The 255-nt window shown below is 38.4% G+C and carries 1 pseudogene; it reads right to left on the bottom strand.

What is annotated here, in order from left to right:
• Positions 1-255 (bottom strand): annotated as a pseudogene (locus HC723_RS17600) (IS66 family transposase); the annotation flags it as partial.

Below are 255 nucleotides of genomic sequence, written 5' to 3' on the forward strand. Positions count from 1 at the left end.
CTTTCTCTATGTTTGAAGAGTAATTTACACCGACCCCGATAGCGCTGAACCTGAATACTGAGTCCTTTCTCTAACCAGTAATCAAAGGATTTTTGCAATCTTTTCATTCGCCGTAAATACATCAAATATTCAATTTCATTTTTCTCAAATTGATGTCGGGCTCGAAAGAGAGAATTGGTTATAAGGCATAAATGCCGGCCAATATAAGCAGTATGACCGCCACCACTATAGTCAGCAATTTGTTGAAGGTTTCGT

The organism is Vibrio sp. S11_S32, from assembly GCF_014694465.1.
GTDB lineage: Bacteria > Pseudomonadota > Gammaproteobacteria > Enterobacterales > Vibrionaceae > Vibrio > Vibrio algicola.